General features: G+C 70.9%; 26 protein-coding genes, 1 tRNA gene and 1 pseudogene. 20 read left to right on the top strand and 8 right to left on the bottom strand.

The window, feature by feature from the left end:
* The first annotated feature begins 171 nt into the window (after positions 1 to 171).
* From trpE to EDC34_RS10310, 10 genes are all read left to right on the top strand, one after another.
* Positions 172 to 1,578, top strand: a complete 1,407-nt coding sequence (trpE, locus tag EDC34_RS10355) for an anthranilate synthase component I (protein ID WP_425477496.1) — start codon at positions 172 to 174, stop codon at positions 1,576 to 1,578.
* Between the two features lie 148 nt (positions 1,579 to 1,726).
* A complete protein-coding gene (locus EDC34_RS10350) occupies positions 1,727 to 1,936 on the top strand; it encodes a hypothetical protein (RefSeq protein ID WP_114960717.1) in 210 nt (69 codons plus the stop codon).
* Between the two features lie 108 nt (positions 1,937 to 2,044).
* The gene (locus tag EDC34_RS10345; RefSeq protein ID WP_114960716.1) at positions 2,045 to 2,281 is read left to right on the top strand and encodes a hypothetical protein; all 237 of its coding nucleotides are present in this window, start codon (positions 2,045 to 2,047) and stop codon (positions 2,279 to 2,281) included.
* A gap of 227 nt (positions 2,282 to 2,508) precedes the next feature.
* Positions 2,509 to 3,183 (top strand): response regulator transcription factor, encoded by a 675-nt coding sequence (locus EDC34_RS10340; protein ID WP_114960715.1) that lies wholly within the window; start codon positions 2,509 to 2,511, stop codon positions 3,181 to 3,183.
* A gap of 5 nt (positions 3,184 to 3,188) precedes the next feature.
* Positions 3,189 to 4,544 (top strand): sensor histidine kinase, encoded by a 1,356-nt coding sequence (locus EDC34_RS10335; protein ID WP_132982884.1) that lies wholly within the window; start codon positions 3,189 to 3,191, stop codon positions 4,542 to 4,544.
* 67 nt (positions 4,545 to 4,611) lie between these two features.
* A complete protein-coding gene (locus tag EDC34_RS10330; RefSeq protein WP_114960713.1) occupies positions 4,612 to 5,190 on the top strand; it encodes an anthranilate synthase component II in 579 nt (192 codons plus the stop codon).
* Between the two features lie 2 nt (positions 5,191 to 5,192).
* Positions 5,193 to 5,735: a DUF1543 domain-containing protein gene (locus EDC34_RS10325; RefSeq protein ID WP_114960712.1), complete on the top strand. Its 543-nt coding sequence runs from the start codon at positions 5,193 to 5,195 to the stop codon at positions 5,733 to 5,735.
* Positions 5,736 to 5,751: 16 nt separating this feature from the next.
* Positions 5,752 to 6,789, top strand: a complete 1,038-nt coding sequence (trpD, locus tag EDC34_RS10320) for an anthranilate phosphoribosyltransferase (protein WP_114960711.1) — start codon at positions 5,752 to 5,754, stop codon at positions 6,787 to 6,789.
* A gap of 32 nt (positions 6,790 to 6,821) precedes the next feature.
* Positions 6,822 to 7,610: an indole-3-glycerol phosphate synthase TrpC gene (gene trpC / locus EDC34_RS10315; protein ID WP_114960710.1), complete on the top strand. Its 789-nt coding sequence runs from the start codon at positions 6,822 to 6,824 to the stop codon at positions 7,608 to 7,610.
* Positions 7,607 to 8,323 carry a haloacid dehalogenase-like hydrolase gene (locus tag EDC34_RS10310; protein ID WP_114960709.1) on the top strand — a complete coding sequence of 239 codons (717 nt, stop codon included), beginning with the start codon at positions 7,607 to 7,609 and terminating at the stop codon, positions 8,321 to 8,323. Before trpC ends, EDC34_RS10310 begins: the two co-directional genes overlap by 4 nt.
* A gap of 12 nt (positions 8,324 to 8,335) precedes the next feature.
* Here the strand turns inward: EDC34_RS10310 and EDC34_RS10305 are convergent, their stop codons facing one another.
* Complete coding sequence (locus EDC34_RS10305) at positions 8,336 to 8,806, bottom strand: GNAT family N-acetyltransferase (protein WP_114960708.1); 471 nt, start codon at positions 8,804 to 8,806, stop codon at positions 8,336 to 8,338.
* Between the two features lie 20 nt (positions 8,807 to 8,826).
* A complete protein-coding gene (crp, locus tag EDC34_RS10300; protein ID WP_114960707.1) occupies positions 8,827 to 9,507 on the bottom strand; it encodes a cAMP-activated global transcriptional regulator CRP in 681 nt (226 codons plus the stop codon).
* A gap of 145 nt (positions 9,508 to 9,652) precedes the next feature.
* On the opposite strand from crp, the gene speD reads away from it, so the two are divergent.
* Positions 9,653 to 10,444, top strand: coding sequence for an adenosylmethionine decarboxylase (gene speD, locus EDC34_RS10295; RefSeq protein ID WP_114960706.1), 792 nt, complete (start codon positions 9,653 to 9,655; stop codon positions 10,442 to 10,444).
* Positions 10,445 to 10,558: 114 nt separating this feature from the next.
* Here the strand turns inward: speD and coq7 are convergent, their stop codons facing one another.
* Positions 10,559 to 11,215, bottom strand: coding sequence for a 2-polyprenyl-3-methyl-6-methoxy-1,4-benzoquinone monooxygenase (coq7, locus tag EDC34_RS10290; protein WP_114960705.1), 657 nt, complete (start codon positions 11,213 to 11,215; stop codon positions 10,559 to 10,561).
* Positions 11,216 to 11,397: 182 nt separating this feature from the next.
* Between coq7 and rplM the strand changes: the two genes are divergently transcribed.
* The 3 genes from rplM (at position 11,398) to EDC34_RS10275 (ending at position 12,375) form a co-directional block, all read left to right on the top strand.
* Positions 11,398 to 11,826 (top strand): 50S ribosomal protein L13, encoded by a 429-nt coding sequence (gene rplM, locus EDC34_RS10285; RefSeq protein WP_114960798.1) that lies wholly within the window; start codon positions 11,398 to 11,400, stop codon positions 11,824 to 11,826.
* A gap of 12 nt (positions 11,827 to 11,838) precedes the next feature.
* Positions 11,839 to 12,231 (top strand): 30S ribosomal protein S9, encoded by a 393-nt coding sequence (gene rpsI, locus EDC34_RS10280; RefSeq protein ID WP_114960704.1) that lies wholly within the window; start codon positions 11,839 to 11,841, stop codon positions 12,229 to 12,231.
* 69 nt (positions 12,232 to 12,300) lie between these two features.
* Positions 12,301 to 12,375: transfer RNA gene (locus EDC34_RS10275), tRNA-Gln, on the top strand.
* A gap of 74 nt (positions 12,376 to 12,449) precedes the next feature.
* Here the strand turns inward: EDC34_RS10275 and radC are convergent.
* On the bottom strand, positions 12,450 to 13,124 hold the full coding sequence (gene radC, locus EDC34_RS10270) for a RadC family protein (RefSeq protein ID WP_114960797.1): 675 nt from the start codon (positions 13,122 to 13,124) through the stop codon (positions 12,450 to 12,452).
* A 96-nt stretch (positions 13,125 to 13,220) separates the two neighbouring features.
* Between radC and coaBC the strand changes: the two are divergent.
* The 3 genes and pseudogenes from coaBC to EDC34_RS10255 all read left to right on the top strand — a co-directional run bounded on the left by coaBC (position 13,221) and on the right by EDC34_RS10255 (position 17,268).
* Positions 13,221 to 14,431 (top strand): annotated as a pseudogene (coaBC, locus tag EDC34_RS10265) (bifunctional phosphopantothenoylcysteine decarboxylase/phosphopantothenate--cysteine ligase CoaBC).
* A complete protein-coding gene (gene dut / locus EDC34_RS10260) occupies positions 14,428 to 14,889 on the top strand; it encodes a dUTP diphosphatase (RefSeq protein WP_114960703.1) in 462 nt (153 codons plus the stop codon). Before coaBC ends, dut begins: the two are co-directional and overlap by 4 nt.
* Positions 14,890 to 14,901: 12 nt before the next feature.
* The gene (locus tag EDC34_RS10255; RefSeq protein WP_114960702.1) at positions 14,902 to 17,268 is read left to right on the top strand and encodes a phosphomannomutase/phosphoglucomutase; all 2,367 of its coding nucleotides are present in this window, start codon (positions 14,902 to 14,904) and stop codon (positions 17,266 to 17,268) included.
* 110 nt (positions 17,269 to 17,378) lie between these two features.
* On the opposite strand, the gene EDC34_RS10250 is transcribed toward EDC34_RS10255, so the two are convergent.
* Positions 17,379 to 18,053 carry a hypothetical protein gene (locus EDC34_RS10250; RefSeq protein ID WP_114960701.1) on the bottom strand — a complete coding sequence of 225 codons (675 nt, stop codon included), beginning with the start codon at positions 18,051 to 18,053 and terminating at the stop codon, positions 17,379 to 17,381.
* 31 nt (positions 18,054 to 18,084) lie between these two features.
* Positions 18,085 to 18,735: an orotate phosphoribosyltransferase gene (gene pyrE, locus EDC34_RS10245; protein WP_114960700.1), complete on the bottom strand. Its 651-nt coding sequence runs from the start codon at positions 18,733 to 18,735 to the stop codon at positions 18,085 to 18,087.
* Between the two features lie 64 nt (positions 18,736 to 18,799).
* Between pyrE and EDC34_RS10240 the strand changes: the two genes are divergently transcribed.
* Together EDC34_RS10240 and EDC34_RS10235 are read left to right on the top strand one after the other, a co-directional pair.
* Positions 18,800 to 19,618: an exodeoxyribonuclease III gene (locus EDC34_RS10240; protein WP_114960699.1), complete on the top strand. Its 819-nt coding sequence runs from the start codon at positions 18,800 to 18,802 to the stop codon at positions 19,616 to 19,618.
* Entirely contained in the window at positions 19,615 to 20,922 is a 1,308-nt protein-coding gene (locus EDC34_RS10235) for an AmpG family muropeptide MFS transporter (RefSeq protein WP_425477482.1), read from the top strand. Before EDC34_RS10240 ends, EDC34_RS10235 begins: the two co-directional genes overlap by 4 nt.
* On the opposite strand, the gene EDC34_RS10230 is transcribed toward EDC34_RS10235, so the two are convergent.
* Positions 20,910 to 22,040 (bottom strand): anhydro-N-acetylmuramic acid kinase, encoded by a 1,131-nt coding sequence (locus EDC34_RS10230; RefSeq protein ID WP_114960698.1) that lies wholly within the window; start codon positions 22,038 to 22,040, stop codon positions 20,910 to 20,912. The genes EDC34_RS10235 and EDC34_RS10230 overlap by 13 nt on opposite strands.
* 26 nt (positions 22,041 to 22,066) lie before the next feature.
* Complete coding sequence (locus tag EDC34_RS10225) at positions 22,067 to 23,539, bottom strand: M23 family metallopeptidase (RefSeq protein WP_114960697.1); 1,473 nt, start codon at positions 23,537 to 23,539, stop codon at positions 22,067 to 22,069.
* Between the two features lie 172 nt (positions 23,540 to 23,711).
* Here EDC34_RS10225 and tyrS point away from each other — a divergent pair, with 172 nt between their 5' ends.
* On the top strand, positions 23,712 to 24,938 hold the full coding sequence (gene tyrS / locus EDC34_RS10220) for a tyrosine--tRNA ligase (RefSeq protein ID WP_114960696.1): 1,227 nt from the start codon (positions 23,712 to 23,714) through the stop codon (positions 24,936 to 24,938).
* The last annotated feature ends 253 nt before the right edge of the window (positions 24,939 to 25,191 follow it).

Here is a 25,191-nt window from a genome sequence, read left to right as displayed (position 1 = left end):
CGGGCACTTCCTGCGGGCATGGCTGGCGATGGTGGCGTGGCGATGCCGCCGCGTCCGCCCCTGCCGTATCGTCCAAGGAATCCCTACGTGACCGTTCCCGCTTCGTCCCCGCAACAACGCTTCGCCCAGGCCGCGGCTGACGGCCATACCCTGGTCCCGGTGGTGCGCGAGGTGCTGTCCGACCTCGACACCCCGCTGTCGGTCTACCTGCAGCTGGCGGATGGCCCGCACACCTACCTGTTCGAATCGGTGGAAGGCGGCGAGCGCTTCGGCCGCTATTCGATCATCGGCCTGCCGGCGCGGCGGGTGTACGAGTTCCGCGGTCATGTCCTGACCGTGCGCGAGCACGGCGAGGTGGTGGAAGCACGCGAGGTGGCCGACCCGCTGGCCGAGGTCGAACGCCTGCGCGCGCAGCAGCACGTGCCGGAGATTCCGGATCTGCCCGGGTTCACCGGCGGCCTGGTCGGCTGGTTCGGCTTCGAGTGCATCGAGTACATCGAGCCGCGCCTGCGTGCCAACCCGAAGCCGGACGAGTTGGGCACGCCCGACATCCTGCTGATGCAGAGCGATGAGCTGGCGGTGTTCGACAACCTCAAGGGCCGGCTGTACCTCATCGTGCATGCCGATCCGCGCGCGCCGCAGGCGTGGGCGCGCGCCAACCGCCGGCTGGACGCGCTCACCCACCGCCTGCGCCACGGCGGCGCGCCGTATCCGGAGACGCTGCAGCCGGCGGCGCTGGACGAGGCCGACTTCGTCAGCGGCTTCACCCGCGAGGGTTTCATTGCCGCGGTGGAGCAGGTGAAGGACTACATCCGCGCCGGCGATGCGTTCCAGGTGGTGCTCAGCCAGCGCATGCGCGTGCCGTTCCGCGCGCGCCCGGTGGATGTGTACCGCGCCCTGCGCGCGCTCAATCCGTCGCCCTACATGTACTTCCTCGACGTCGGCGGCACCCAGGTGGTCGGCTCCTCGCCGGAGATCCTGGTGCGGCTGCAGGGCGGCAAGGTGACGGTACGCCCGATCGCCGGCACCCGGCCGCGCGGACGCACGCCGGAGGAAGATGCGGCGCTGGAGGCCGAGCTGCTGGCCGACCCCAAGGAGCGCGCCGAGCACCTGATGCTGATCGACCTCGGTCGCAACGATGTCGGGCGGGTGTCGCAGGCGGGCAGCGTGGAGGTGCGCGAGCGCTTCGTGATCGAACGCTACAGCCACGTCATGCACATCGTCAGCGAAGTCACCGGCCGCCTGCAGGAGGGCCTGAGCTATACCGACGTGCTGCGCGCCACCTTCCCCGCCGGCACCGTGTCCGGCGCGCCCAAGATCCGCGCGCTGGAGATCATCCGCCAGCTCGAGCCGGTCAAGCGCAACGTGTACGCCGGCGCGATCGGCTACATCGGCTGGCATGGCGATGCCGATACCGCCATCGCCATCCGCACTGCGGTGATCCAGGACGGCTTCCTGCACGTGCAGGCCGGCGCCGGGATCGTGTACGACTCCGACCCGCAGAAGGAATGGGAGGAGACCATGAACAAGGGCCGCGCCCTGTTCCGCGCGGTGGCGCAGGCGGCCCGCGGCCTGTAGCCACGGCGCGCCGGCATCGCGCCGGATTACAAATCGTTCATCGCCCCGCAAGCGGCGGGTGAAGCGGGCAGGCGCAGTCTGCACCTGCACCGGGGAGATCACCCCGGCGAACCGCAAACCCTGCCGCAACCCTCCCGAGGAATCCGCGATGAACACCCTGAGCAAGTCCCTGATCGCCGTCGCCCTGGCCGCCGTCGCCGGCGGCGCCCTGGCCGCCACCCCGGCGGCACCGGCCAAGCCGGCCAAGCCCGCCACCGCCGCGGCCACCGCCGCCAAGCCGGCCGCCGGCAAGTCGGTCGCCAAGACCGGCAAGACCGAGGCCAAGCCGGCCGCGCCGGTCGCCCCATCCAAGAAGTAAGCCGCGCCACCGCGGCGGCCCTCCCCCACGTCGGCACGCAGCGTCCGCGGCACCCGCGCACCAGCACGACCACGTTCCACCACCCCAGACACATCCGAGGAATCGACCATGAACATCGTCCGCAAGAGCCTGATCGCCGTTGCCTTCACCGCCTTGACCGGCACCGCCGTGGCCGCCGTGCCCGCGCAGTCGGGCCAGAGCGCCCCGGCCTCCACTCCGGCCGCCAGCAGCGCCACCGCCGCCAAGCCGGCCATGCACAAGAAGCACCACCGCAAGCACCACAAGCACGGCAAGGCGCAGGCGGCCGCTCCGGCCGCGAGCAGCGACGCCCCGGCCAAGAAGTAAGCCGGTTCCGCGTGCCGGCGGTCGCGCGCCGGAGGATGCCTCCCTCGTCCATCCCGGCCGGTCCGCCCCATGCGCGGAATACCCCGCAGGTTGCTGCCTGCGGGGTATTCTTTTTTTTGAGGATGCCGTTTGCGGACGGGCAGCCGGCCGTGGAGGCGGTGTCCGCGAGTAGCGCGCGATGGGCGCAAGAGATGCGGGACAGGGACACACGGGAGCTGCGATCCGCCATGCGAATCCTTCTGGTCGAGGACGATGCACATACCGCCGCCTTCATCTGCAAGGGCCTGCGCGAGGACGGGCACGTGGTGGACCACGCCGCCGACGGCAAGCAGGGCCTGTTCCTGGCCACCACCGAGCCATTCGACGCGCTGGTCCTGGACCGCATGCTGCCGGGGTTGGACGGGTTGACCCTACTGCGCACCCTGCGCGGCGCCGGCAACCACGTGCCGATCCTGCTGCTGACCGCGCTCGGCGATACCGACCACCGGGTGGAAGGCCTGCGCGCGGGGGCCGACGACTACCTGGTGAAGCCGTTCGCCTATGCCGAGCTGAGCGCGCGCCTGGACGGCATCGTGCGCCGCCACCACGGCGCCGAGCGCGAGCCCACCCGGCTGCGGGTCGGCGAGCTCGAGCTGGACCTGCTCGCGCGCGAGGCGCGTCGCGAGGGCCGCCGGATCGAGCTGCAGCCGCGCGAGTTTCGCCTGCTCGAATACCTGATGCGCCACGCCGGCCAGGTGGTGACCCGCACCATGCTGCTGGAGGCGGTGTGGGATTACCACTTCGACCCGCAGACCAACGTCATCGACGTGCACATCAGCCGCCTGCGCCAGAAGATCGATCACGGCTTCTCGCATCCGCTGCTGCATACCGTGCGCGGTGCCGGCTACCGGCTGTCGGAGTGATCGCCATGAAGCGGCTGCTGCCGTCCACCAGCGCGCGCCTGGCCCTGCTGGTGATGGGCAGCTTCCTGGCCGCGGTGGTGCTGATCGGCGGCGGCCTGTACTACGCGGTCTCCAGCCTGCTGCTGCACGAAGCGCGCGACCTGGTGCGCGCCGATGCCATCACCCTGGTGGATACCTACCGCGAGGGCGGACGCGCCGCGTTGCTGGCCGAGTTGCGCGCGCGCATCCAGGGCGACGATGGCGATCCGGATGCGGTGTATGCGCTCACCGGCGCGGACGGTGCTGCGCTGGTCGGCGAACGGCCGGATGCCGGCCTCCCCGGCCCGCGCGGGCGCTGGGTGGAGTTCACCGAACGGATGCCGGAAACCGGCGATGCGCTGCGGGTGATCGCCTACGAGCAGCGCCTGCGCGGCGGCGAGGTGCTGCTCACCGGGCAGCGCCTGCAGGCCCAGGACCGCCTGCTCGGGCTGATGCAGCAGGCCGCGCTGCGCGCCCTGCTGGCAGCGGCGGCGCTGGCGGCGCTGGTGGGCTGGCTCACCTCGCGCTGGGTCGCGCGCCGGCTGCGCGGGCTGGAGGCCACCGCGGCCCGGGTCAGCGCCGGCCAGCTCGGCCTGCGTGCGCCGCTGGACCACAGCGGCGATGCCTTCGACCAGGTGGCGTTCCGCTTCAACGCCATGCTCGACCGCATCGAGGAGCTGCTGGGCGGCGTGCGGCATGCCACCGATCACATCGCGCACGACCTGCGCACCCCGCTGACGCGCCTGCGCAACCGGCTGGAGGACCTGCGCCAGCAGGCGCGCGAGGCCGAGCTGCAGGTGCACCTGGACCGCGCGGTGGCGGAGACCGACCAGCTGCTGCAGTCGTTCGGTGCGCTGTTGCGGCTGTCGCGGATCGAGGCGCAGGCGCTGGACGCGGATGCCCCGCGGGTGGCGCTGGCCGAGGTGGTGGAGGACGCGGTGGATCTGTATGCCCCGATCGGCGCCGAGCGCGGGATCCGCCTGCAGGTGCAGCTGGCGGCGGCGAGCGTGCGCGGCGACCGCGACCAGCTGTTCCAGCTCGCGGTGAACCTGCTGGACAACGCGCTGAAGTACGCGCCGGCCGGCAGCGAGGTGGAGGTGCGGCTGGATGCGGTGGCCGCCGGCGTGCGCCTGCAGGTGGGTGACCGTGGCCCCGGCATCCCCGAGGCCGAGCGCGAGCGCGTGTTCGACCGCTTCCAGCGGCTGGAGGCGCACCGCGGCTCGCCCGGCACCGGGCTCGGGCTGAGCCTGGTGCGCGCCATCGTGCGCCACCACGGCGGCCAGGTGCAGCTGCTGGACAACGCGCCCGGGCTGCGCGTGCAGGTGCTGTTGCCGCCCGGCTGAGGCGGCCCGCGGTGCGTTATCCTGCGCGGCTCCCCCGTTGCTTGCCCATGTCCGGGCGCAGGCCGCCATGCTGCTGATGATCGACAACTACGACAGCTTCACCTACAACCTCGTGCAGTACCTGCAGGAGCTGGGTGCCGAGGTGCGGGTGGAGCGCAACGACGCGCTCAGCGTGGACGCGATCGAGGCGCTGGCGCCGGAGAGGATCGTGATCTCGCCCGGCCCGTGCACGCCGAACGAGGCCGGGGTGTCGCTGCAGGTGATCGCGCAGCTGGGCGCGCGCATCCCGATCCTCGGCGTCTGCCTCGGCCACCAGGGCATCGGCCAGGCCTACGGCGGGCAGGTGGTACGCGCTGGCCGCATCATGCACGGCAAGACCTCGCCGATCCGGCACCGCGGCGAAGGCGTGTTCGCCGGCCTGCCGGATGCCTTCGAGGCCACCCGCTACCACTCGCTGGTGGTGGACGCGGCCAGCTTGCCCGACTGCCTCGAAATCACGGCGTGGACCGAGAACGCCGACGGCTCGGTCGAGGAGATCATGGGCCTGCGCCACCGTGAGCATCCGGTCGAAGGCGTGCAGTTCCATCCCGAATCGATCCTCACCCAGCACGGCCACGCGCTGCTGCGCAACTTCCTGGAGCGCTGAGGATGCCGGCCCCGCATGCCGCTTCCGGCGGGGACGCGCCGCCCGCGCCGCGCCTGTTCGTGGTGCTGCTGGGCGGGCGCCATGCGCGCGCAAATACCGAGGTGCACGACGTGGTGTTCGCGGTCGCGCCGGAGATCGGTGCCGCCCATGCGCAGTTGCGCCGGCAGTGGTTCGGCGCGCCCGAGGGCCTGCACATCGACGCCTGGATGGCGGTGGACGGGGTGGAGGACCGCCAGGTGCGCCTGCTGCCCGAGCCGCCGCCGGCGGACGCGCCGCGGCTGTACTTCGCTAACCTCGGCGGCTACCAGGCCGGCGTGTTCGGCGAGGACCACCGCTACCTGCTGGTGGTGGCCCACGACCTCGCCGAGGCCAAGCGCAAGGCGCTGCGCCAGGCGGCCGCGGACTGGGTGCAGCCGCACCGCGACGCCCTGTTCGAAGTGGACGCCTGCCTGCCGCTGGGGCCGATCGGCGGCCTGCACGTGCACCTGCCGCGCGGCCCGCACGCCGGCATCGAAAGCCAGAGTGCCTACATCGTCCTGTCCTGAAACCTGTTTACGCGCCATGTCCATCACGCCCCAGCAAGCCCTGCAGCGCACGATCGAGCACCGCGAGATCTTCTTCGACGAAATGGTGCACCTGATGCGCCAGATCATGCGCGGCGAGGTCAGCCCGGCGATGACCGCGGCGATCCTCACCGGGCTGCGCGTCAAGAAGGAAACCGTGGGCGAGATCGCCGGCGCGGCCACCGTGATGCGCGAATTCGCGCTGCCGGTGGAGGTGGCCGACAAGACGCACCTGGTGGACATCGTCGGCACCGGCGGCGACGGCGCGCACACCTTCAACATCTCCACCTGCGCGATGTTCGTCGCGGCCGCGGCCGGCGCGCGGGTGGCCAAGCACGGCAACCGCAGCGTGTCCTCGAAGTCGGGCAGCGCGGACGCGCTGGAGGCGCTGGGCGCGGCGATCGAGCTGTCGCCCGGACAAGTGGCGCAGGCGATCGCGCAGACCGGGATCGGCTTCATGTTCGCGCCCATCCACCACCCGGCGATGAAGGCGGTGGCGCCGGTGCGGCGCGAGATGGGCGTGCGCACCATCTTCAACATCCTGGGGCCCCTGACCAACCCGGTGGGGGCCACCAACATCCTGATGGGCGTGTTCCACCCCGACCTGGTCGGCATCCAGGCGCGCGTGCTGCGCGAGCTGGGCGCGCAGCGCGCGCTGGTGGTGTGGGGGCGCGATGGCATGGACGAGATCTCACTGGGCGCCGCCACCCTGGTGGGCGAGCTGCGCGACGGGGTGGTGCGCGAGTACGACATCCACCCCGAGGATTTCGGCATCCCGATGTCGGCCAGCCGCAACCTGCGGGTGGCCGATCCCGCCGAGTCGATCGCGATGCTGCACGCGGTGCTGGACAACCGGCCGGGCCCCGCCACCGACATCGTCGCGCTCAACGCCGGCGCCGCCCTGTATGCCGCCGGGGTGGCCGACGACATCGCCGACGGCCTGGCCCGCGCCCGCGCGGTGATCGCCGACGGCAGCGCGCGCGCGCGCATGCAGCAGTACGTGGCCACCACCCGCGCGCTGGCCGGCCTGGCCTGATCCCTGCCGCCTTTCCGACGGAAGCAAGCACCGTGACCACCATCCTCGACACCATCCTCGCCCGCAAGCACGAAGAAGTGGCCGCGCGCCGCGCGCAGGTGCCGCTGGCCGAGCTGCGCGCGCGGCATGCCGATGCCCCGCCGCCGCGCGGCTTCGCCGATGCCGTTGCCGCCAGGATTGCATCCGGCCAGCCGGCGGTGATCGCCGAGGTGAAGAAGGCCAGCCCGAGCAAGGGCGTGCTCCGCGCCGACTTCGACCCGGCCGCCATCGCGCGCAGCTACGAAGCCGGCGGCGCGGCCTGCCTGTCGGTGCTGACCGACGTCGATTTCTTCCAGGGCAGCGATGCCTACCTACAGCAGGCGCGCGGGGCCTGCGCGCTGCCGGTGCTGCGCAAGGACTTCGTGGTCGATGCCTACCAGATCCACGAGGCGCGCGCGCTGGGCGCCGACTGCGTGCTGCTGATCGCCGCCGCGCTGGACGATGCGCGGCTGTCGGAGTTCGGCTTCCTCGCCGCCGAGCTGGGCCTGGACGTGCTGCTGGAAGTGCACGACCTGGACGAGCTGGAGCGCGCGCTGCCGGTGCCGGCGCGCCTGCTGGGCATCAACAACCGCAACCTCAAGACCTTCGAGGTCTCGCTGCAGACCACGCTCGACCTGCTGCCGGCAGTACCGGCCGACCGCGTGCTGGTGACCGAGAGTGGCATCCTCGCGCGGGATGACGTGGCGAAGATGCGCGCCTCTGGCGTGCATGCGTTCCTGGTCGGCGAGGCCTTCATGCGCCAGCCCGATCCGGGCGCGGCGCTGCGGGATCTGTTCGCATGACGGCGACGTACCCGCCGCCGCGCGACGATGCGCCGCTGGTGGTGTTCGATTTCGACCACACCCTGTACGACGGCGACTCCGGCACCCACCTGTTCCGCTGGCTGATCATGCGCGCCTGGTGGCGGCGCCTGCTGGCGCTGCTGCTGGCGCCATTCGCCGGCCCGCTGGTGGCCTTCCTGCCCACCCGCCGCGCCGGCATCTCGGCCTTCGTGTGGGCGGGGACTGTGTGCGAGCGCGCCCCGCTGGATGCGCTGATCGATTGCTATGTTGCGCTGCATGCCGAGGCCCTCCGCGCGCGGCTGCTGCCGGTCGGGCTGGAGGTCTTCGCCCGCCACCGCGCAGCGGGTGACTGCGTGGTGGTCGCCACCGGTGCTCCGCCTGAGCTGGCGCGCGCGATTCTGGCGCTGGCTGGGCACGGCGACGTGCCGGTGATCGGCACCCTGCTCGGGCAGCGCCTGGGCGGGATGGGCGCGCGCCGGCACTGCCACCATGCGATGAAGATGACCATGCTCCGCGCGGCCGGCTACACCCAGCCGGTGGCGCAGGCCTATTCCGACAGCAGCGCCGACCTGCCGCTGCTGCAGGCGGCGGCGCAGCCGGTGGTGGTCAACCCGAAGCGCGCGCGGGTGGCGATGTTCCGGCGCGTGCTGCCGCCCGGCACTCCGATCCTCAACTGGGGCTGCCCGGGCCGCGGCGGCGAGGCCGTCGCCTGAGCCGGGGTCGGTTCAGGCCGAGCCCAGCGGTTTGACGAAGCGCACCGAGCTGTCGCTGTAGCCGCAGGCGCGGTAGAACGCATGCGCCTCGCTGCGCTGGGCGCCGGAGGTCAGCTCGATCCGGGCCGCACCGCCGGCGCGCGCGCGACGCTCGGCTTCTTTCAGCAGCGCGCGCCCCACGCCCTGGCCCTGTTCGCTGGCGCTCACGACCAGCGCGGTGACGCGGCAGGTGGTGGTGCCCAGCGGCAGGTAGTACATGAAATCCAGCGCCACCAGCCCGCACACGGCGCCGTTGCGGCGGGCCAGCACCAGCGCCTGGCGGTCGTTGGCGAGGATCGCGCTGATGCGTTCCGCTGCGTCCGCGATGTCGCAGGGATAGCCCAGTTCCACCAGCAGCTGCGCGACGTCGTCGGCATCCGCGGGGACCGCGTTGCGCAGGTCGATGTCGAGCGCGCGCGGGCCGGGGGAAAAGGCGTGGCTCATGCGCGCGTCGCTCCTTCGTCCTAGCGGGTGCCGTACACCACCACGGTCTTGCCGCGGGCGTGCAGTTTTCCGTCCGCCTGCAGTTTCTTCAGCACCCGCCCGGCCATCTCGCGCGAGCAGCCCACCAGCCGTGCCAGCTCCTGGCGCGAGACGCGCAGCTGGGTGCCCAGCGGGTGGGTCATCGCGTCGGGCTCGCGGGCGAGGTCGAACAGGGTGCGGTAGATGCGGTCGGACACGTCCAGGAAGGCCAGCCGCCCGGCCTTGCGGCTGGTGTCCAGCAGGCGCTGGCTGATCTGCGCGCCGATCGAATACAGCAGGCGGGTGGCGTCGTTGGCCTGCGCCGCCAGCAGCGCCTGCAACCGCTCGTGGCTGATCTCGGCCAGCTCGCAGGGGGTGCGGGTGCGCAGCGCGACCCCGCGCTGCTCGGTATGCACGAACAGGCCCATCTCGCCGACGAACTCGCCGGCGCCGATGTAGCCGAGCACCAGCTCGCGCTCGTCGTCCTCGCGCGCGATGATGCTGACCGAGCCGGAGATGATGTAGTACAGGGTGCCCGCCGGGTCGCCCGGGTGGAACACTTCCGCCCGCGCCGGGTACTTGCGGCGGTGGCAGTTGGCGATGAACCGCTCGATGGTGCCGGCATCCGCCAGCAGCGGGCTGGCGGGGGGCGTCTTGGCGGGCTTCGGGAAGGTGCTGCTCATGCGGGTAGGCGCCTGTGAATGCGCAAGCTTAGGCGCAACCGGCGCGGGGGGGCAAATCCTCCCGCCGCCGGCCGGACCGTCACGCGGTAGCCGCCCTTTTGCCGCATAATTGCGTTTCTGTCTCGCTCCCGCCGGATCCAATGCCGTGGTCAAGCCGCTGCCGCGCCTGAAGCTCCAGGGCTTCAACAACCTCACCAAGTCGCTGTCCTTCAACATCTACGACGTGTGCTACGCGGCGTCGGAGGACGAGCGCCGCCGCTACATCGAATACATCGACGAGGAATACAACGCCGACCGCCTGACCCAGATCCTGACCGACGTGGCGGAGATCATCGGCGCGAACATCCTCAACATCGCGCGCCAGGACTACGACCCGCAGGGCGCCTCGGTGACGATCCTGATCTCCGAGCAGCCGGTGATCGACAAGGCCGATGCCAAGGGCGTGATCTCGGACGCGGTGGTGGCGCACCTGGACAAGTCGCACATCACCGTGCACACCTACCCGGAAACCCATCCGGACAACGGCATCGCGACCTTCCGCGCCGACATCGACGTGTCCACCTGCGGCGTGATCTCGCCGCTGAAGGCGCTGAACTACCTGATCGAGAGCTTCGAGTCCGACATCGTGGTGATGGACTACCGCGTGCGCGGCTTCACCCGCGACATCAAGGGCAGGAAGCATTTCATCGATCACAAGATCAACTCGATCCAGGACTACCTGGCCAAGAACGTGCGCTCCCGCTACGAGATGCTGGACGTCAACGTGTACCAGGAGAACATCTTCCATACCAAGATGCACCTGAAGGACTTCGACCTCGACCAGTACCTGTTCGAGGAGAAGGCGCGCAACCTGTCCTTCAAGGAACGCATGAAGATCGAGGCGCGGCTCAAGCGCGAGATCGAGGAGCTCTACCACGGGCGCAATCTGGTCGATTGATCCCGCGCGAGGTAGCCATGTGCAAGCCGGCGTAAGCCGGCTTGCGGCGTTTCAGGGCCGGGGATGCCGCTGGTCGTCGCGCAGGGTCCGGGCGCGCAGCCCGGCGCCGGGCGATCAAATCCGGTACGCCATCGCCTTCATCACTTTCGACATCCCTGCCATCAGCGCCGGGATCGGCGGCGGCAGGGTGCGCGCGCCGGCGGCCAGCGCATTGTCGGCGTGGCGGGCCTCGTCGTCCTTCATCACCGCCAGGATCGCGCGGCTGCGTGCATCGGCCGGCGGCAGTGTCTGCAGGTGTTCTTCCAGGTGCGCCTCGACCTGGCGCTCGGTTTCGACCACGAAGCCCAGGTTCCAGCCGTCGCCGCGCAACCCCGCGGCGGCGCCGATCGCCCAGCTGCCGGCGTACCACAGCGGGTTGAGCAGGCTGGGGCGGCTGTCCAGCTCGCGCAGGCGGTCCGCGCACCAGGCCAGGTGGTCGGTTTCCTCCTGCGCCGCTTCCAGCAGGTGGTCGCGGGTGGCGGGTTCGCGCGCCACCGCGGCCTGGCCGACGTACAGCGCCTGCGCGCAGACCTCGCCGGTATGGTTGATCCGCATCAGTCCGGCCGCGTGCCGGCGCTCGGGTTCGTCCAGGACCACCTCGGGCTCGCCCAGGCCGGGGTTGGCGCGCGCGGCGCGCGGCGCACCCAGCACGGTGGACAGGGCGTTCTGGGCCGAATCCAGCAGGCGGTCCAGCGGGCTCAGGTGGCGGAAGGGCGAGGGGCCGGTATGCATGCCGGCATTCTAGGTCGCCGTCGCCGGATGGTGGGCGGGCTTGCGCGGCGCCAGCCGGGCCGCTACACTTCCGCTTCTTTCGCGTCCGGGTGCTGGTTGCCTGCGCGAAAAACAACGCGAGGCGACCTTCGGCCATGCCGCCGAACCAGCCCGACAAGGCACCCCTGAACAAGAGTTCCCCCATGAAGACTTTCATCGCCAAGAACGAGACCGTCCAGCGCGACTGGTACGTCGTCGACGCCGAGGGCAAGACCCTGGGCCGCCTGGCCGCAGCCCTGGCCTACCGCCTGCGCGGCAAGCACAAGCCCGTTTTCACCCCGCACGTCGATACCGGCGACTACCTCGTGGTGGTCAACGCCGACAAGATCGTGGCGACCGGCAAGAAGATGCAGGACAAGCTGTATCACCGCTTCACCGGCTACATCGGCAACCTCAAGACCGAGACCCTGGCGCAGGCGCTGGAGCGCCACCCGGAGCGCGTGATCGAGATCGCGGTCAAGGGCATGCTGCCGAAGGGCCCGCTGGGCCGCGCCATGTACCGCAAGCTCAAGGTCTATGCCGGCCCTGAGCATCCGCACGCCGCCCAGCAGCCGCAGCCGCTCGACATCTAAGGTCCGCACACCATGGCTATCACCCAGAATTACGGCACCGGCCGCCGCAAGTCCTCCACCGCCCGCGTGTTCCTGCGCAAGGGCAGCGGCAACATCACCATCAACGACCGTCCGCTGGACGAGTTCTTCGGCCGCGAGACCGCGCGCATGATCGTGCGCCAGCCGCTCGAGCTGACCAAGAACACCGACAAGTTCGACGTCGTCGTCACCGCCAGCGGCGGCGGTACCACCGGCCAGGCCGGTGCGATCCGCCTGGGCATCGCCCGCGCGCTGGTGGAGTACGACGAAACCCTGAAGTCCGAGCTGCGCAAGGCCGGCTTCATGACCCGCGACGCCCGCGAGGTCGAGCGCAAGAAGGTCGGCCTGCACAAGGCCCGCCGCGCCACCCAGTTCTCCAAGCGCTAAGCGCGGAGGCAACGCGCCCGGTCGGATTGTTCATCCATCGGGCGCATTTGGTCGTACAATTCGCAGCATAGCCCCGTCGCCAAGCGGTAAGGCACCTGACTCTGACTCAGGCATTCGGTGGTTCGAATCCATCCGGGGCTGCCATCTTCGACGAAAAAGCCCGCCGCAAGGCGGGCTTTTTCGTGCCCGTCGCCATGCCGCCCGCGCCATGGCAGCGCTTACAGCAGGCCGCGTTCCGCCATCGAGGTGGGTGCGCCGTCGCCGACCACGAAATGGTCGAGCAGGCGTACGTCCACCAGCGCCAGCGCCTGGCGCAGGCGCGCGGTGAGCGCGCGGTCGGCGGCGCTGGGTTCGGGATTCCCGCTGGGATGGTTGTGGCCGACGATCGCGGCGGCCGCGCCGTGCGCCAGCGCGCGCTGCACCACGATGCGCGGATGCACTTCGGCGCCGTCGATGGTGCCGCGGAAAAGTTCCTCGAAGGCCAGCGCGCGATGGCGGCTGTCGAGGTACAGCACCGCGAACACCTCGTGGCCGAGCGCGCGCAGGCGGCGCGCGAAGTAGCGCCCGGCCGCGCCCGGATCGGTCAGCGCCTCGCCGCGTTCCAGCCCGGCCGCCAGATGGCGCCGCCCCAGCTCCAGCGCGGCCGCCAGCAGGCAGGCGCGGGCCGGGCCGATCCCGCGCAGGCGCAGCAGCGCGCGCGGTTCGTGGTCCAGCAGCGGGCGCAGGCCGGCATGCGCGGCCAGCAGGGCGCGCGCATTGCTGACGGCATCCTGCCCGGCGCAGCCGGAGCCGAGGAACAGCGCCAGCAGCTCGGCATCCGACAGCGCGCCCGGGCCGCGCGCCAGCAGCTTCTCGCGGGGACGTTCGGTGGCGGGCCAGTCGCGGATGTGCATGCCGCCAGCGTGCGCCGGCCGGCGCATCCCGGCTAGCGGAATATGGCGCCGCATCGGGTAAGCTGGCCGCTGGTGAAGTGGTCAGGAAACGGCCTGATGCAGGTTCAGGATGCTCCCGAGGGCGGCCGTCGCGTGCTGCTGTGCGTGTGCGGCGGGATTGCCGCCTACAAGGCCGCCGAGCTGGTGCGCCGCCTGCGCGATGCCGGTGCCGAGGTGCAGGTGGCGATGACCGAGAGCGCGCAGCGCTTCGTCGGCGCGCAGACCTTCCAGGCGCTCTCGCACCGGCCAGTGCGCACGTCGCTGTGGGACGCCCAGGCCGAGGCCGCGATGGGGCATCTCGAGCTGGCCGGCTGGGCGCAGCAGGTGGTGGTGGCGCCGGCCACGGCCAACACGCTGGCGAAGCTGGCGCATGGGCTGGCGGACGATCTGGTCAGCACCCTGTGCCTGGCCACCGAGGCGCCGCTGCTGCTGGCGCCGGCGATGAACTACCGCATGTGGCGGCACCCGGCCACCCAGGCCAACGTGGCCCTGCTGCTGGCGCGCGGTGCGCATCTGGTCGGGCCCAACGACGGCCCGCTGGCCGAGGGCGAGTCCGGGCCCGGGCGGATGGCGGAGCCGGCCGAGATCGTGGCCGCGCTCGGGGCGCTGGCATGAGTGCCGGGTTGGCCGGTCGCCGGCTGCTGGTCAGTGCCGGCCCGACCTACGAGGACCTCGACCCGGCGCGCTTCCTGGGCAACCGCAGCAGCGGCAAGATGGGGTTTGCGATCGCCGCGGTGGCCGCCGCGCGCGGCGCGCAGGTGGTGCTGGTGGCAGGCCCGGTGCACCTGGCCACGCCCGCGGGGGTACAGCGCATCGACGTGCGCAGCGCCGCGCAGATGCACGCTGCGGTGATGCAGGCGCTTCCCTGCGATGCCTACATCGGGGCGGCGGCGGTGGCCGATTTCACCCCGCGTGCTCCGTCCGCGCAAAAGATCAAGAAGCAGCCGGGGCAGGACGTGCTGGTGCTGGAGCTGGTGAAGACCCGCGACATCCTGGCCGAGGTGGCCGCCAGCGCGCAGCGCCCGCGTTTGGTGGTGGGATTCGCGGCGGAGACCGAACGGGTGGCCGACTACGCGCGCGCCAAGCTGGAGCGCAAGCGCCTGGACCTGATCTGCGCCAACCAGGTCGGGCAGGCGGGCTGCGGATTCGAGAGCGACGACAACGCGCTGCTGGTGATCGACGCCGCCGGCGCGCGCGCGTTGGGCCCGGCACCGAAGGCGGAGCTCGCCGGCCAGCTGCTGGACATCGTGGCGGAGCGGCTGGCATGAGCGCGCACGTGCTGCAGGTGAAGGTGCTGGATCCGCGCTTCGGCCGCGAATGGGAGTTGCCGGCCTATGCCACCGCGCACAGCGCGGGGATGGACCTGCGCGCCGCGCTGGAGGCGCCGCTGCGGCTGGAGCCCGGCGCGACCGCGCTGGTGCCCTCCGGGCTGGCCATCCACATCGCCGATCCCGGCCTGTGCGCGGTCATCCTGCCGCGCTCCGGGCTGGGCCATAAGCACGGCATCGTGCTCGGCAACGGCACCGGCCTGATCGATGCCGACTACCAGGGGCCGCTGATGGTGAGCCTGTGGAACCGCGCCGCGCAGGTGTTCGAGATCGCACCCGGGGACCGCATCGCCCAGCTGGTGTTGCTGCCGGTGGTGCGCGCTGTGCTGCAAGTGGTGGATACTTTCGAGGAGAGCGCGCGCGGGCAGGGAGGCTTCGGCCATACCGGCGTGCGCTGACGGGGGAATCGCATGGCTGTGTTCGGATTGGGTCGCAAGGACAAGGACGGGGCGGACGATGACGCGCCGCGCGGGTTGCAGTTCGACCCACTGCAGGCGGCGCGGCTGCTGCCCTGGCTGGTCGCGCTGCTGCTGGTGCTGGGCGTGTGGTGCCTGGTCGCCGGCGGGCTGCGCTTGCGCGATGAGACCCGCCAGCATTCGCTGGAGTTCGCGCGCGACGACGCGGTGGTGTCGGTGCGGCGCGTGCTCAACGAGCAGCGCCAGCGGTTCGGCACCCAGCTGGCTTCGCGCGAGCTGGCGGCCGCGCTGGCGACAGGCGACCGCGAGGCCGCGGCCGCGGCGCTGAAGCAGGGCTGGAGCGACGTCGCCCGCGCCGCGGTCTGGCCGGCAGACCTGGAGGAGCTCTACGCCAACCTGCCGCGGGCCGGCTTCGGCACCGTGGCGGTGATCGAGGACGCGCTGTCCAGCGGCAAGACCAGCACCCGCATCGTGCAGGCGCAGGGCCAGCACCGGCTGGCGCTGGCGGCGCCGGTGAAGGGCGCGACCCCGATGGTGGCCTACGTCGAACTGCCGCTGACCCGGCTGGAGAGCGGGGTCGAGTCACCGGCGCTGCCGGGCGGTACCTACCTCGCCCTGCGCCAGGGCCAGCGCAGCGTGATCGAGCGCGGCGAGTTGGCGTTGGGCAATGCGGCCGAGGCGATGGCCGCGCGCGTGCCCGACAGCGATCTGCGCATCTCTGCGGCGGCTCCTGACATGGCGGCCACGCCGTTCGCGCTGGACGGCATCCCCGCGCTCGCGCTGGGCGTGATCCTGCTGGTCCTTGCGGGCATTCTCTGGCTGCGGGTGCGGCCGCGCCTGCTGGCGCTGGGCGGCGCCGGCGTGGTCGAGGCCGGGCCGACCCTGGCCGATCTGCAACAAGAGCTGCCGGCGGCCGAGCCGGCGCCGAAGGTGAAGGTGCGCGAGCACGACCGCCCCGAGCGCGCCGCGCGCGTGCCGGTGGTGATCGACCATCGCATCTTCCGCGCCTACGACATCCGCGGCGTGATCGGGCATTCGCTGGATGCCGGAGTGGCCGAACTGATCGGCCAGGCCATCGGCTCGGTGATGGCCGAGCAGGGACTGGAGGCGATCGTGGTCGGGCGCGACGGCCGCCTGTCCGGCCCGGACCTGGCGCAAGGCCTGATCCGCGGCCTGCGCAAGGCCGGCCGCAACGTGATCGACATCGGCATGGTGCCGACCCCGGTGGTGTACTTCGGCACCTACCACCTGCGCACCGGCTGCGGGGTGGCCATCACCGGCAGCCACAACCCGCCCGATTACAACGGCTTCAAGATCGTCATTGGCGGTGAGACCCTGGCTGGGGAGGCGATCAAGGACCTGCATGCGCGGATCGCCGAGGACCGCCTGCTGCAGGCCGAGGTGGAAGGCACCCTGGACGAGCGCGACATCGGCGAGGACTACGTGCAGCGGATCGCCGGCGACATCCAGATCGGCCAGCCGCTGAAGGTGGTGGTGGATGCCGGCAACGGCGCCGCCGGCATCCTCGGCCCGCGCGTGCTGGAGGCGATCGGCGCCGACGTCACCCCGCTGTTCTGCGACGTGGACGGCAACTTCCCCAACCACCATCCGGACCCGGGCGACCCGCACAACCTGGAGGCGCTGGTGCAGATGGTGCAGCGCCTGGACGCCGACCTCGGCATCGCGTTCGATGGCGACGGCGACCGCCTCGGCGTGGTCTCCAAGTCCGGCAAGGCCATCTTCCCCGACCGCCTGCTGATGCTGTTCGCCGCCGACGTGCTGGAACGCAACCCGGGTGCGGTGATCGTGTACGACGTGAAGTGCACCGGCCGCCTGCCGGTGCAGATCCTGCGCCACGGCGGCAGCCCGCTGATGTGGAAGACCGGGCACTCGCTGATCAAGGCCAAGATGCGCGAGACCGACGCCGCGCTGGCCGGCGAGATGAGCGGCCACTTTTTCTTCGCCGAACGCTGGTTCGGGTTCGACGACGGCATCTACGCCGCGGCGCGCCTGCTGGAGATCCTGGACGTGCGCGGCGAGGCGCCGGAGGCGGTGTTCGAGGCGCTGCCGGACGGCGTGTCCACTGCCGAGATCAAGGTCGAGCTGCCGGACGACGGCGACCCGCACGAGTTCGTCGAGCGGTTGCGCCTGATGGCGGGGTTCGAAGGCGCGCGCATCACCACCCTCGACGGCGTGCGCGTGGACTGGCCGGACGGCTGGGGCCTGGTGCGTGCCTCCAACACCACGCCGGTGCTGGTGATGCGCTTCGATGCCGAGACCACCAGCGGCATGGCGCGCATCCAGCAGGCGTTCCGCGACAAGCTGCTGCAGCTGGAGCCGAATCTGCGCTTGCCGTTCTGAGCCTCCTCTGAGCTATTTCGAGGCTGCTCGGAGTCTGCCTTCATGTCTTGGCCCCGCACTGGCGGGGCCTTGCCGTTCGCCGCGCCTGCGGCGACCTGGAGCGGTGCGGCCTACTTGTCCGAAGCGGGCGCGGCGGCGGCCGCTGCCGCGCCGCCCTTCATCTCGCGGTAGCGGCGCAGGGAGTCGGCCAGCTCGTTTTCCAGCGCGGCGCGGTCTTCCTCCTGCGCCAGCAGGATCTGGCGCTGGCGCAGCAGCTCGGCATGCTGCTGCAGGATGGAGCGGGTGAGCCGCGGCGGGACCGGGGTGCCGGCCAGTTCCTGGTCGCCGGCCTGGCGCAGCAGCGACAGCAGGCTGGCATGCAGGGTGGTGATGCCCAGCCGGCTGGCCTTCAGGGTTTCGTCCAGCAGCGCGGTGCGCTCGCCATAGGCGCGGCGCAGGTCGGCTTCGGTCATGTACGACTCGACCATCGCCAGGTCGCGCCGCTTCTGCATGGCATCGGCTTCGGCCTGGCGGCGCGCGGCGTCGGCCGCCTGCTGCGCGGCGCTGCGCTCTTCCTCGGTCAGCGCGCGGCCGACCTGCGCGGTGGGCAGCCCGCTCTTGATGCTGATCTCGGTGCGCGCGCTGTCGGCGGCGGAAGCGGGCAGGGCGTCGCCGCAGACCTTGCGGCCGTTTTCCTCCCAGCAATAGATCTTCTTCTGCGGTGGCGGTGCGGTCTGCGCGGCGGCATGGCCCGCGCCGGCAAGGGCGAGGGCGGTGACGGCGATCAGGCGGAAATGGTGCGGCATGGACGGCCCCCCGTGGCTGCCGATGAGCGTATCAGACGACCCCGTAGCGCGCGCGGTAGGCGAGCAGGGCATCGCGGTGGGCGGCCAGCGCCGCGCTGCCGCCGGCGAAGGCCAGCAGGTCGGACAGGGTGGCCACGGCCACGACCGGGATCGCGTGCTCGGCCGCCACCGCCTGCGCCGCCGATGCGGCCGCGTCTTCGCGGACGCGTTCCTGGCGGTCGAGCGCGATCACGATCCCGGCCGGGATGCCACCGGCGTCGCGGATGATGGCCAGCGCCTCGCGGATCGCGGTGCCGGCGGTGATCACGTCGTCCACGACCAGCACCCGGCGCCCGGCCAGCGGCGCGCCGATCAGGCTGCCGCCCTCGCCGTGCGCCTTGGCTTCCTTGCGGTTGAACGCCAGCGGCAGGTCGCGGCCGCGGCGGGCGTACTCGCAGGCCAGCGCCGTGGCCAGCGGGATGCCCTTGTAGGCCGGGCCGAACAGCAGGTCGAAGTCCAGCGCCTCAGCGTCCACCGCGTCGGCGTAGCAGGCGGCCAGTTCGGCCAGAGCGGCGCCGGAGTCAAAGCGGCCGGCATTGAAGAAGTACGGGCTGACGCGGCCGGATTTCAGGGTGAATTCGCCAAAGCGCAATGCCTCGGCGCGCAAGGCCAGCTGCAGGAAACGGTGGCGGTGGTCGGACATGGATGGAGGGGCGAGAGCGTCGGAGGGTGCAAAGGTTAGCGCATGGAACCGCTATCCTTGGCCGATGCGCATCCTCACCTTCAACGCCAACGGCCTGCGGTCGGCCGCCTCCAAGGGCTTCTTCGACTGGTTCACCGCGCGCGACGTGGACGTCCTGTGCGTGCAGGAGACCAAGGCCCAGGAACACCAGCTCAGCGACGCCGCGTTCCGTCCCGACGGCTACCAGGCGTGGTTCAAGGACGCCACGACCAAGAAAGGCTACAGCGGCGTGGCGATCTACAGCCGCCACGCGCCGGACGAGGTGCGCACGGCGCTCGGCTGGGCGCCATTCGACGACGAGGGCCGCTACATCGAGGCGCGCTTCGGCAATCTTTCGGTAGTTAGCTTCTACATTCCGTCGGGTAGTTCCGGCGAGCTGCGCCAGCGCTTCAAGGAAGAAGTGATGGCCTGGCTGCGGCCCATCCTCGACCAATGGCTCGCCAGCGGCCGCGAGTACGTGCTGTGCGGGGACTGGAACATCGTCCGTTCCAAGAACGACATCAAGAACTGGACCGGCAACCAGAAGAACTCCGGCTGCCTGCCGCACGAGCGCGCCTGGCTCAATAGCCTGATCGCGGACGGCTGCCACGATGGCCTGGTGGTGCCCCCGACCCACGGCTGGAAAGATGCGTTTCGCGTGGTCAAGCCGAACGCGGTGGAGTACTCGTGGTGGTCGCAGCGCGGTGCCGCGCGCGCCAACAACGTCGGCTGGCGGATCGATTACCAGCTGTGCACGCCGGGGATCGCCGCCGGCATCCGCAGCGCCGAGATCTTCCCGGAGCCGAAGTTCTCCGACCACGCCCCGGTGCTGGTGGATTACGGCCACGCCGGGGGCCGGGCGTGAGCGCGGCGGCGGGCGGTGCGCGCAAGCCCTCGCTGTGGCGCGCGTTCGCGCAGCCGGCGGCGCGCACCATGTTCTTCTTCGGCTTTTCCTCGGGGCTGCCGTTCCTGCTGGTGGCGGGCACGTTGGCATTCTGGCTGAAGGACTTCGGCATCGTGCTGAAGGACATCACCATGATCGCCAGCGCCGGCATGCTGTATGCGTTCAAGTTCGTATGGGCGCCGCTGCTCGACCATTGGCGCCTGCCCGGGTTCGCACGTCTGGGACGCCGCCGCGGCTGGCTGCTGGCCGCGCAGCTGGGGGTCATCGCCAGCCTGCTGGCGATGGCGGCGCTGACGCCGGCGCAGCTGGGGCCGTTCGTGGCCGCCACCCTGGCGGTGGCGTTCTTCGGTGCCACCCAGGACATCGCGGTGGATGCCTACCGGATCGAGATCGCGCCGGTCGAGGACCAGGGCGCGCTGGTGGCGACCTATTCGCTGGGCTACCGGATCGGGCTGATCGTGGCCGGCGCGCTGGCCGCGATCATGGCCGACCACGTGGCCTGGTGGCTGGTGTACGTGGCGATGGCGGCGGCGATGCTGGTGCCGCTGGCGGCCAACCTGCTGGCGGCCGAGCCGCCGCTGCGGCCGCTGCCGGCGCGCCCGTGGCGGGAGGCGATGGCGAATGCGGTGGTGGACCCGTTCGCGGATTTCTTCCGCCGCTACGGCCTTGTGCTGGCGCTGTCGCTGCTGGCCTTCATCCTGCTGTTCAAGGTGCCGGAGCAGGCCACGGTGGGCGGCATCATGAGCCCGTTCTACCTCGATCAGGGCTTCAGCAAGACCCAGATCGGCTCGATCACCAAGCTCTGGGGCGTGTGGGTGGGCATCCTCGGCGTGTTCTGCGGCGGCGCCCTGGTGGCGCGCCTGGGCGCGTGGAAATCGCTCGGGCTGATGATGCTGGTGTGCGGCAGCTGCAACCTGCTGTACCTGCTGCTGATGGTGCACAAGGGCGATGTGTGGGTGCTGACCGCGGTGATCTCCGCCGAGAACTTCACCCTCGGCATGCTCGGGCCGCCCACGGTGGCGTTCCTGTCGGCCCTGGTCAGCCGCGAGCACACCGCCACCCAGTACGCCCTGCTCAGTTCGCTGGTGAACCTGCCGGGCAAGATCCTCGGCTTCTTCGCCGGCGGGATCGTGATGGCCACCGGCTATGGCATGTACTTCATCATCACCGTGCTGGCGCTGGTGCCGGCGCTGCTGCTGTATGCGTGGCTGACGCCGGCGCTGCGCCGGCGGGTGTTCGCCGCGGCACCGGCTCAGGCCGGGTAGAGCGCGCCCAGCACGCGCGGCCCGGCGGCGCCGGTGACGGCGGGCAGATTGCCGGGACGCCCGGCCAGATGCTCGCGTGCCAGCCAGGCGAAGGCCATCGCCTCCACGAAATCCGGGTCCAGCCCGTGCAGCGCGCTGGACTCGATGGTCGCTGCGGGCATCGCGTCGGCCAATGCGGCCATCAACAGCGGGTTGTGCACGCCGCCGCCGCAGACGATCACCCGCGACGTCGCAGGTTGGGTTGCGTGCAGCGCATCGGCGACGGTTCGGACGGTCAGCGCCAGCAGCGTGGCCTGCACGTCGGCCGGGGATTCACCGCCGGCCAGCGCAGCTTCGACCCAATCCAGATGGAACTGGTCGCGCCCGGTGGACTTGGGCGGCGCCAGCGCGAACCACGGCTCCGCCAGCAGCCGCGCCAGCAGCGCGGGATCGACGCGGCCCTGCGCCGCGAAGCGGCCACCGGCATCGAACGGTTGGCCGGTGTGGCGCAGGCACCAGGCATCCATCAGCCCGTTCGCCGGGCCGGTATCGAACCCGCGCACGTCGCCATGCGCTGGTAGCAGGGTGAGGTTGGCGATGCCGCCCAGGTTCAGCACGGCGCGATCTTCGTCCGCGGCATGCAGCACTGCGGCGTGGAAGGCCGGCACCAGCGGCGCGCCGTGGCCGCCGGCGGCGACGTCGCGGCGGCGGAAGTCGGCCACCACGGGCAGGCCGCAGCGTTCGGCGATCACGTGCGCATCGCCCAGTTGCAGGGTGAAGGGGGCTTCACCCTGCGGGCGATGGCGCAGGGTCTGCCCATGCGAGCCGATCGCGGCGATCGCCGTGCGGTCGATGCCAGCGGCGGCGATGCTGGCGTTGGCGGCGTCCGCGAACGCGCGCCCGATGCGCACGTCCAGCTCACCCACCGCGTCCAGGGTCAGCGCCTGCGCCTGCTGGCCCAGCGCGACCAGGCGCGCGCGCAGCGCGGCGTCCCAGCCGTGGGTGCGGCCGTGCAGCAGTTCCGGGCGCGCGTGCGGCCCGTCGCCATGGAAGCGCACCAGCGCGGCATCGATGCCGTCGGCGCTGGTGCCGGAGATCAGGCCGAGGAAGAGCTCGGCGCGGGAGGAAGGCGCGGGCATGCCGCGCAGTATCGCATCGGGTCGGCTCAGCCGCGGCTGCGCTTGCCGGCGCTCTTGCCCGTGGTTTTGGCGGTGGCCTTGGCGGCGGGCGCGGTGCTGGCCACGCGGCTGCCGTCGTCGAGCTGGAACACCACGTCCTCGACCTCGTGGATCTTCTCCAGCGCGCGGTGGGTCTCGCTCTTGAAGGCCACCAGGTCGGCGCCGGACAGCGGTGCCGGCGGCGGCAGGGTCATCTTCAGCGGGTTCATGTGCACGCCGTTGACCCGGAATTCGTAGTGCAGGTGCGGCCCGGTGGCCAGCCCGGTGCTGCCCACGTAGCCGATCACCGTGCCCTGCGCGATGCGCTGGCCGACGTGGATCTTGGCGAAGCGCGACATGTGCCCGTACAGGGTGGTCTTGCCGCCGCCATGGTCGAGGATGACCACATTGCCGTAGCCGCCCTGCTGGCCGACGAAGGCCACCCGCGCATCGCCCGCGGCCTGGATCGGGGTGCCGGTGGCGGCGGCGTAGTCCACGCCCTTGTGCATGCGGAAGGCGCCCAGGATCGGGTGGTTGCGGCCGCCGAAGCCGGAGGTCAGTCGCGCGTACGGGATCGGCATGCGGATGAAGGGGCGCTTGAGCGAGCGGCCGTCCGGGGTGAAGTACTCCGGCTTGCCGTCGCGCATGAAGCGGAAGGCGCTTTTCACCTTGCCATCCACGGTGAAGGTGGCCGCCAGCACCGGCCCGGTGTTGACCAGCACTCCGTTCTTCCAGGTCTGGTCCACCACCACGCTGAAGCGGTCGTTCTCGCTCAGGTCCGAATCGAAGTCGATGTCGTACTTGAACATCTCGTCGGTGAGCTGGTTGATCTGCGCGCTGCCAAGCCCGAGCTTGCGCGCGGAGGCGAACAGCGACTTGCCGACTTCACCGGTCAGCACCACGGTGCGGGTGGTGATTTCCACCGGCACCGCGCGCTCGCGCAACGCGTCGCCGTCGAACTCGAGCTCGATCGGCAGTTCGCCGATCCCCGGGCCCGGCTCCAGGCGCATCGCGCGCACGCTGCCATCGGCCGGCAGGTTGAAGCTCAGCTCGGTGCCCGGGCGCAGCCTGCGCAGGGTCGGCTTGATCTTCGGGTGCTGCATCACCCGCGCCAGCTGGTCGTAGGGGATGCCCAGTTCCTCGAACACCCCGCTCAGGGTCTGGCCGGGCTTGAGCGTCACCGTCTGCCAGTGGTCGTCGGTGGCCTTGCTCGCGCGCCGCGACAGCTTCGGCAGGGTCAGCTGCAGCGTCATCTTCTGCAGCTGTGGGCCGTTGTGGGTGTCGAGCACGCTGGAGAAGCCGGGCACGATCGCGGCCAGCAGCACGCCAATGGTGGTGAGCACGCTGGCATGCGCCCACTGGCGGCGCGACCAGCGGCCCTTGAACGGATGCGGCGCAGCGGGATCGGGACGACGGTCGGCATTGACGCGCGCACGCTCGAGGTTGCCCTGGAGCACGGCGTCATGGTTCGAATCCGTCATATCATCGTCCCCTGCGTCGCGAAAGCATCGACGCGCTACCATAGACATGCGTGAAAGGTGCGTCAACCCGTTGAATCTGCGAAAGTTTTTCTGCTTCACGGTTTAACGCCCGGTTAACGCCAACCCCCACAAACATGAATGCGGCACCTGCGGCCGCCGGAGAGAAGTGCCCGTGTCCGATCCCGTCACCGCCGATGCCGCTTCGGCCCTTGCCCTGATCGCCCGCGGCAGCGAGGAAATCCTCAAGCGCGAAGAGCTGCAGGCGCGCCTGGCGCTGGGTCGCCCGCTGCGGATCAAGGCCGGCTTCGACCCCACCGCGCCCGACCTGCATCTCGGCCACACCGTCCTGCTCAACAAGATGCGCCAGTTCCAGGACCTCGGGCATCAGGTGGTCTTCCTGATCGGCGACTTCACCGGGATGATCGGCGACCCCACCGGCAAGAGCGCCACCCGCAAGCCGCTGACCCGCGAGGACGTGCTGGCCAACGCGCAGACCTACGCCGAGCAGGTGTTCAAGGTGCTCGACCGCGAGCGCACCGAGGTGCGCTTCAACAGCGAGTGGTTCGGGCAGATGGGCGCCGCCGACATGATCCGGCTCGCGGCCCAGCACACCGTGGCGCGCATGCTCGAGCGCGACGATTTCGCCAAGCGCTACGCGGCGCAGCAGCCGATCGCCATCCACGAGTTCCTGTATCCGCTGGTGCAGGGCTACGACTCGGTCGCGCTGAAGGCCGATGTCGAGCTGGGCGGCACCGACCAGAAGTTCAACCTGCTGATGGGACGCGGCCTGCAGGAGCACTACGGGCAGCCGCCGCAGGTGGTGCTCACCATGCCGCTGCTGGAAGGCCTCGACGGCGTGCACAAGATGTCGAAATCGCTGGGCAACTACATCGGCATCAACGAGCCGGCGATCGACATCGTCACCAAGACGATGAAGATCGGCGATGCGCTGATGTGGAAGTGGATCGACCTGCTCAGTTTCGAGATCGGCATCGACGAGGCGAAGAGGTTGCGCGAAGAGGTCGCAGCCGGCATGAACCCGCGCGACGTCAAGCTGCGGCTGGCGCGCGAGCTGGCGGCGCGCTTCCATGGTGCGGAGGAGGCCGAGCGCGCGATTGCCGGCTGGCACGCCGCGGTGCGCGGCGAGGGTGACCTGTCCAGCCTGCCGTTGCAGGACGTGGCGGTGCCGGCCGAGGGGCTGCGCATCGCCGCGCTGCTGGTCGCGGCCGGGCTGATGCCCAGCAACTCCGAGGCCAACCGCAAGCTCAAGGAACGCGCCGTGCGCGTGGATGGCGAGGTGTTCGAGGACGCGGCCCGCGTCTTCCTGCCGGGGTTCGAGGGCGTACTGGCAGTGGGCAAGCGCAACTTCGCCCGCGTGCGCCTGATTGCCGGCGCATGAGCCGGGCTCGATGTGCCTGCGAGGCATGAACGCGCGCGCAATGCACGATCCGTCGCAGTGACGTCAAGACTTCCCAATCGCGATTGGATGGAGGAAGATGCGCGCCCTTGCCGAGGGGCCGTGGGTTCCGGGGCGGGGAGGCGGTAAAAAAGTCCATTGCGGGGTGTTGACAGCAGTCGAAACCCCTGTATGATGGGCGGCTCACTCGGACGCTGCGGCGGACGGGTGGAGAGGAGAGGCGCTGAGGCCGATC

Source organism: Thermomonas haemolytica (assembly GCF_004346265.1).
In the GTDB taxonomy this organism is placed as follows: Bacteria; Pseudomonadota; Gammaproteobacteria; order Xanthomonadales; family Xanthomonadaceae; genus Thermomonas; species Thermomonas haemolytica.
Note: the sequence above shows the minus strand (reverse complement) of the source record. Positions and strands in the feature narration are given on the sequence as shown.

Coding starts and splice junctions, on each gene's coding strand:
- EDC34_RS10350 (WP_114960717.1), top strand. CDS start 1,727: ATGAACACCCTGAGCAAGTCCCTGATCGCCGTCGCCCTGGCCGCCGTC.
- EDC34_RS10345 (WP_114960716.1), top strand. CDS start 2,045: ATGAACATCGTCCGCAAGAGCCTGATCGCCGTTGCCTTCACCGCCTTG.
- EDC34_RS10340 (WP_114960715.1), top strand. CDS start 2,509: ATGCGAATCCTTCTGGTCGAGGACGATGCACATACCGCCGCCTTCATC.
- EDC34_RS10335 (WP_132982884.1), top strand. CDS start 3,189: ATGAAGCGGCTGCTGCCGTCCACCAGCGCGCGCCTGGCCCTGCTGGTG.
- EDC34_RS10330 (WP_114960713.1), top strand. CDS start 4,612: ATGCTGCTGATGATCGACAACTACGACAGCTTCACCTACAACCTCGTG.
- EDC34_RS10325 (WP_114960712.1), top strand. CDS start 5,193: ATGCCGGCCCCGCATGCCGCTTCCGGCGGGGACGCGCCGCCCGCGCCG.
- trpD (WP_114960711.1), top strand. CDS start 5,752: ATGTCCATCACGCCCCAGCAAGCCCTGCAGCGCACGATCGAGCACCGC.
- EDC34_RS10310 (WP_114960709.1), top strand. CDS start 7,607: ATGACGGCGACGTACCCGCCGCCGCGCGACGATGCGCCGCTGGTGGTG.
- EDC34_RS10305 (WP_114960708.1), bottom strand. CDS start 8,806: ATGAGCCACGCCTTTTCCCCCGGCCCGCGCGCGCTCGACATCGACCTG.
- crp (WP_114960707.1), bottom strand. CDS start 9,507: ATGAGCAGCACCTTCCCGAAGCCCGCCAAGACGCCCCCCGCCAGCCCG.
- coq7 (WP_114960705.1), bottom strand. CDS start 11,215: ATGCATACCGGCCCCTCGCCCTTCCGCCACCTGAGCCCGCTGGACCGC.
- rplM (WP_114960798.1), top strand. CDS start 11,398: ATGAAGACTTTCATCGCCAAGAACGAGACCGTCCAGCGCGACTGGTAC.
- rpsI (WP_114960704.1), top strand. CDS start 11,839: ATGGCTATCACCCAGAATTACGGCACCGGCCGCCGCAAGTCCTCCACC.
- radC (WP_114960797.1), bottom strand. CDS start 13,124: ATGCACATCCGCGACTGGCCCGCCACCGAACGTCCCCGCGAGAAGCTG.
- dut (WP_114960703.1), top strand. CDS start 14,428: ATGAGCGCGCACGTGCTGCAGGTGAAGGTGCTGGATCCGCGCTTCGGC.
- EDC34_RS10255 (WP_114960702.1), top strand. CDS start 14,902: ATGGCTGTGTTCGGATTGGGTCGCAAGGACAAGGACGGGGCGGACGAT.
- EDC34_RS10250 (WP_114960701.1), bottom strand. CDS start 18,053: ATGCCGCACCATTTCCGCCTGATCGCCGTCACCGCCCTCGCCCTTGCC.
- pyrE (WP_114960700.1), bottom strand. CDS start 18,735: ATGTCCGACCACCGCCACCGTTTCCTGCAGCTGGCCTTGCGCGCCGAG.
- EDC34_RS10240 (WP_114960699.1), top strand. CDS start 18,800: ATGCGCATCCTCACCTTCAACGCCAACGGCCTGCGGTCGGCCGCCTCC.
- EDC34_RS10230 (WP_114960698.1), bottom strand. CDS start 22,040: ATGCCCGCGCCTTCCTCCCGCGCCGAGCTCTTCCTCGGCCTGATCTCC.
- EDC34_RS10225 (WP_114960697.1), bottom strand. CDS start 23,539: ATGACGGATTCGAACCATGACGCCGTGCTCCAGGGCAACCTCGAGCGT.